The following is a 5,444-nucleotide window of genomic DNA, read 5'->3' as shown; positions in this document are numbered from 1 at the left end:
GTATTGGGGCTGCTTCGCAGCCCAACGCGGGCAAGCCCGCTCGCCACACAAGCCCGCGCGCCACAACAGCCCGCTCGCCACATTGATGCAGCGTGTACTTATAGATTCTGTGGAGGCACACAATGAGCAAACTCGAAGGTGAACTGGGCATTCTCGCCCGGCGGCGGATCGAAGCCGAAATCATCAAGCCGATCTACGAGATCCTCAAGCGCGAGCAGGGCAAGGACTTTGCCGCCGCGGTGATCGGCGAAGCCGTGGGCAATGCGGCGATCCAGGCCGGCAAGCATTTTGCCGCGCTGCAAGAGCAGGGCGCCGACCTCAAGAGCTTCGTCGAACTGCAAGTGCTGTGGGAGAAGGACGACGCGCTCAAGGTCGAGATTATCGCCAGCGATGCCGAGCACTATGACTATGACGTCAAGCGCTGCCGCTACGCCGAGATGTACACCGAGATGGGCCTGGGCGAGATCGGCCACCTGTTGTCGTGCAACCGCGATGAGCTGTTTATCGTCGGCTATAACCCGGACATTGAACTGACCCGCACCCAGACCATCATGGGCGGCGATCACCGTTGTGATTTCCGTTATCGGGCCAAACCCCATGAGTAACCTGGCACGGGTCAACGGCGAACGTCTGTGGGCGTCGCTGATGGAGATGGCGCAGATCGGCGCCACCGAAAAAGGCGGCGTCTCACGCCTGGCGCTGACCGACGAAGACCGCCGGGGCCGCGACTTGTTCGTGCAGTGGTGCGAGGCGGCCGGTTGCAGCATCCGGGTGGACGCCATGGGCAACATTTTTGCGCGCCGTGCCGGGCGTCAGGATCACCTGGCGCCGGTGCTCACCGGCTCCCATGGCGACTCGCAGCCGTTCGGCGGCAAGTACGACGGCATTTATGGCGTGCTGGCCGGTGTCGAGGTAGTGCGCACCCTCAACGACCTGGGTATCGACACCGAGCGGCCGATCGAAGTGGTCAACTGGACCAACGAAGAAGGCTCGCGCTTTGCCCCGGCGATGATTTCATCGGGCGTCTACGCCGGTGTGTTCGACCTGGAATACGGCCTGTCCCGCGCGGATAAAACCGGTGTGACCATCGGCCAAGCCTTGCAGCAGATCGGCTATGCCGGCCCCGAACCGGTGGGTGGCCAGGCCGTGCACGCGGCGTTCGAACTGCATATCGAACAGGGCCCGATCCTCGAAGCCCAGGGCATCACCATTGGTGTGGTCACCGGCGCCCAGGGCCAGCGCTGGTATGAAGTAGAGTTGAGCGGCCGCAGCGCTCACGCCGGCACCACGCCGATGGACCATCGCCTGGATGCGCTGCTCGGCTTTGCGCGAGTGGTCGAGGCCGTCAATGGCCTGGGCCTGGAGCAGGGCGCCGAAGGGCGGGCCACGGTGGGCATGGCGAATATCTTCCCCAACTCGCGCAATGTGGTGCCGGGCCGGGTGTTTTTCAGTGTCGAGTTCCGCCACCCGGACGAAGCGGTGCTGGCGCGCCAGGACCAGCAGTTACGCGACGCCGTGGCGCGCATCGCCCAGGTCATCGGCTTGCAGCACAGCGTGAAGCAGATCTTCCAATACGCGCCGATTGCCTTCGACCCTGACTGCGTGGACGTGGTGCGCGCATCGGCCGAAGCCTTGGGCTACAGCCATCGGCCTATGATTTCCGGCGCCGGGCATGACGCCTGCTACCTGAGCCAGGTGGCGCCGACGGCAATGATCTTTGTGCCGTGTGTGGATGGGCTCAGCCATAACGAGGCGGAAGAGATTTCTCCCGAATGGTCAACAGCGGGCGCGGATGTGCTGCTTCAGGCGATCTTGGCCAAGGCCCAGCTCTAAAGAAACACACAGTTGAAAGGTGGGAGGGGGCTTGCCCCCGATAGCGGTGTGTCAATCAATACATTTTTATCTGACCCACCGCTATCGGGGGCAAGTCGAATCGTCGCACCGCCCCTCCCACCTTTGGATCTCCATAGGCTGTGAGATCAGCGGAAGAACTCACCCGGCGTAGCATCAAACTGCTGGCGAAACGCATTGATAAACGCCGACGTCGATTCATAGCCACAGCCCAACGCCACATCCGTCACCCGCTCGCCTTGCTCCAGAGCGGGCAGGGCGGTGAGCAGGCGCAGGCGCTGGCGCCAGGCGCGAAAGGTCAGCCCGGTGTCGCGCAGAAACAAACGGCTGAGGGTTTTCTCGCTGACGCCCAGCTTCTGGCTCCAGTGCCCGAGGGTGGTCTGCTGCTCGGGGTGCAGGTTCAGGCTGCGGTAGATCTGCCGCAAACGCGGGTCGTGGGGCAAGGGCAGCATCAGGTCCACCTGCGGCGCGGCCGCCAGTTGGTCGAGCACCACTTGGGCGAGCCTGCCGTCTGGCCCATCCTCGGCATACTCCACCGGCAGCTCGCTGAAGCTGCGGATCAGCTCACGCAATAAATGGCTCACCTCCAGCACGTGGCAGTCCTCGGCCGCCCAGGCGGTGACACTGCAATCGAGGTAGAGGCTGCGCATCTCGGTGTGGGGCGAGCTGTACACCCGGTGCGGCATGCCCGCCGGGATCCACACCGCGCGTTGCGGCGGCGCGACGAAACGGCCGACGCTGGTCTGGATCTCCAGCACCCCGGAAATCGCGTAGGACAACTGCACCCACGGGTGGCTGTGCCGGCGGGTCAGCGCGCGATTGGGCAGCGATTCGGTGCGCCCGTACACCGGCCGTGGCAGGCTGGAAAGCCCAGGTATGCTGCGGCGCACGGTGTTGGCATGTCCTTTAGGCGGCATTTACTGGCTCATTGGCGTTAGTCGGTAACAAGCCGTTACGTTAGAGTCGCGGCGATGCTCTTGGCAACCCCTGGAAGATTTGCTTATGACCCGTCCGCGTTTTCTGCCCGACAACTTCACCCTGATCTTGATTGCCACGGTGATCCTCGCCTCTTTGCTGCCCGCCAGCGGCCAGACTGCCGTGGCGTTCGGCTGGGTGACCAACCTGGCCATCGCGCTGCTGTTTTTCCTGCATGGCGCCAAACTGTCGCGCCAGGCCATCGTCGCCGGGGCCGGGCACTGGCGCTTGCACCTGTTGGTGTTCAGCCTGACCTTCGTGCTGTTCCCGCTGCTGGGCTTGGCGCTCAAGCCGGTGTTGTCGCCGCTGATCGGCAAAGACCTGTACATGGGCATGCTGTACCTGTGCGCCTTGCCGGCCACCGTGCAATCGGCGATTGCCTTTACGTCGCTGGCGCGCGGCAACATTCCGGCCGCCATTTGCAGTGCGGCGGCGTCCAGCCTGTTCGGGATCTTCCTCACGCCGTTGCTGGTGACCTTGTTGCTCAATGTGCACGGTGAGGGCGGCTCCACCGTCGATGCGATCCTGAAAATCAGCGTGCAACTGCTGCTGCCGTTCGTGGCGGGCCAGATCGCGCGCCGCTGGATCGGCGAATGGGTAGGGCGCAACAAGTCCTGGCTGAAATTTGTCGACCAGGGCTCGATCCTGCTGGTGGTGTACGGCGCGTTCAGCGAGGCGGTCAACGAAGGCATCTGGCACCAGATCCCGCTGTGGGAGCTGGGCGGCCTGGTCGTCGCCTGCTGTGTGCTGCTGGCCCTGGTGCTGGTGGCGTCCACGCTGTTGGGCAAGGCGTTCGGCTTCAACCAGGAAGACCGCATCACCATTCTGTTCTGTGGCTCCAAGAAGAGCCTGGCCACCGGTGTGCCGATGGCCCAGGTGCTGTTCGCCGGGGCCACCATGGGGGTGCTGATTCTGCCGCTGATGTTGTTCCACCAGATCCAGTTGATGGTCTGTGCGGCCCTGGCGCAGCGCTATGCAAAACGGCCGGAAAGCATTCCGGAGTTGATGGCGCAGGTCGATCCTTAGTCCAACGGCTACTTGGGGAGTGCGACAAATACGCGCAGGCCTTCTGTAGGATCAGCGTCAACAGCTTGGCGAGAAACCTATAGAATACCGGGCGACGGCGCTTGTCCTGGGTGGCCGTTTGATCACCGTCAGAGTACCTCGCCCTTAAATGAGCATTTCAGCCGCAACCCCCCAAGCCAACTGGCAACCGGTCATCGCCCTCGCGCTGGCCGCCTTTGTGTTCAATACCACCGAATTCGTCCCGGTCGGGCTGCTGAGTGCCATCGGCGCCAGCTTCGACATGCCGATTGCCAACGTCGGCCTGATGCTCACCATCTATGCCTGGATCGTGTCGCTGACCTCGCTGCCGGTGATGCTGCTGACCCGCAACGTCGAGCGACGCAAGTTGCTGATCGTGCTGTTCGGCCTGTTTATCGCCAGCCATATCCTTTCCAGCGTCGCCACCAGTTTCGGCATCTTGATGCTCAGCCGCGTCGGCATCGCCTTGTCCCATGCGTTGTTCTGGTCGATCACCGCCTCGCTGGCTGTGCGCCTGGCGCCGGAAGGCAAGCAGGTGCAAGCCCTTGGCCTGCTGGCCACCGGCACGTCCCTGGCGATGGTTTTGGGCATTCCGTTGGGGCGCCTGCTCGGCGAAGCCATGGGTTGGCGCACCACCTTCCTGGTCATCGGCGCCTTCGCCGCCGCGCTGGTGTTCTGGCTGGCGCGCACCTTGCCGTTGCTGCCGAGCCAGAACTCCGGTTCGTTGCGCAGCCTGCCGCTGTTGTTCAAGCGCCCGGCCCTGGTGGCGCTCTACGTGCTGACCGCGATGACGGTGACCGCGCAATTCACCGCCTACAGCTACATCGAACCCTTCGTCGAAGGCGTGGCCGGCCTGGGCGGCAGCGCCGTGACCCTGATTCTGCTGGTGTTTGGCGGCGCGGGGATCATCGGCTCGCTGCTGTTCAGCCTGGTCCACCGCTTCAACCCGCACCTGTTCGTGATCGGTGCGGTGTTTATCCTGGCCGCGTGCCTGGCGCTGTTGTTGCCGTTGAGCGGCGCTGAATCCTACCTGGTGATCCTGAGCATCTTCTGGGGCATCGCCATCATGGGCTTCGGCCTGGCCATGCAGTCCAAGGTCCTGGTGCTGGCCCCGGACGCCACGGATGTGGCCATGGCGATGTTCTCGGGTATCTACAACATCGGCATCGGCGGCGGCGCCCTGATGGGCAGCTGGGTCGGCAGCCACTTTGGCTTCGCCTGGATCGGCGCCGCCGGCGGGTTGCTGGCGGCGGTGGCGTTGATCGGGTATTGCCTGGCGATCCGCAAATTCGGGCAGGGCGTGGCGACCCACTGAGCGCTGAACCGCTAAAACCAGACAAGTCTTACAGGTCATTTTGATACCCATTGCTACCGTCGCGCAGGACCGCCCACATCCTGTGGTGGCGGCGCTTGAAGCAATGGAGTCGAGTGTGCAAAAACGTCTGATCGCGGAGTTCCTGGGGACTTTCTGGCTGACTTTGGGCGGGTGTGGGAGTGCCATCCTGGCGGCGGCATTTCCTGGGTTGGGCATTGGTTTTGCGGGGGTGTCGCTGGCCTTCGGGCTCACCGTGTTG

5 protein-coding genes and 1 pseudogene are annotated in these 5,444 nt (G+C 63.6%); 5 read left to right on the top strand and 1 reads right to left on the bottom strand.

Going from position 1 to position 5,444, the window contains the following annotated elements; translation table 11 throughout:
• The first annotated feature begins 122 nt into the window (after positions 1 to 122).
• Both GIW02_RS26770 and GIW02_RS26765 read left to right on the top strand, forming a co-directional pair.
• Entirely contained in the window at positions 123 to 605 is a 483-nt protein-coding gene (locus GIW02_RS26770; protein WP_236418220.1) for an L-2-amino-thiazoline-4-carboxylic acid hydrolase, read from the top strand.
• Positions 598 to 1,833 (top strand): Zn-dependent hydrolase, encoded by a 1,236-nt coding sequence (locus tag GIW02_RS26765; RefSeq protein ID WP_236418219.1) that lies wholly within the window; start codon positions 598 to 600, stop codon positions 1,831 to 1,833. The genes GIW02_RS26770 and GIW02_RS26765 overlap by 8 nt, the downstream gene beginning before the upstream one ends.
• A gap of 146 nt (positions 1,834 to 1,979) precedes the next feature.
• Here GIW02_RS26765 and GIW02_RS26760 read toward each other — a convergent pair whose 3' ends face one another.
• A complete protein-coding gene (locus GIW02_RS26760) occupies positions 1,980 to 2,768 on the bottom strand; it encodes an AraC family transcriptional regulator (RefSeq protein WP_236418218.1) in 789 nt (262 codons plus the stop codon).
• An 85-nt stretch (positions 2,769 to 2,853) separates the two neighbouring features.
• Here GIW02_RS26760 and GIW02_RS26755 point away from each other — a divergent pair, with 85 nt between their 5' ends.
• From GIW02_RS26755 to GIW02_RS26745, 3 genes and pseudogenes are all read left to right on the top strand, one after another.
• Positions 2,854 to 3,852: a bile acid:sodium symporter family protein gene (locus tag GIW02_RS26755; RefSeq protein ID WP_236418217.1), complete on the top strand. Its 999-nt coding sequence runs from the start codon at positions 2,854 to 2,856 to the stop codon at positions 3,850 to 3,852.
• A gap of 148 nt (positions 3,853 to 4,000) precedes the next feature.
• On the top strand, positions 4,001 to 5,185 hold the full coding sequence (locus GIW02_RS26750) for a sugar transporter (RefSeq protein ID WP_236418216.1): 1,185 nt from the start codon (positions 4,001 to 4,003) through the stop codon (positions 5,183 to 5,185).
• 115 nt (positions 5,186 to 5,300) lie between these two features.
• Positions 5,301 to 5,444: pseudogene (locus GIW02_RS26745) on the top strand (aquaporin); the annotation flags it as partial.

The sequence above is a fragment of the Pseudomonas syringae genome (genome assembly GCF_021606685.1).
Classification (GTDB): domain Bacteria; phylum Pseudomonadota; class Gammaproteobacteria; order Pseudomonadales; family Pseudomonadaceae; genus Aquipseudomonas; species Aquipseudomonas syringae_R.
This window is presented reverse-complemented; position numbering and strand designations above follow the sequence as displayed.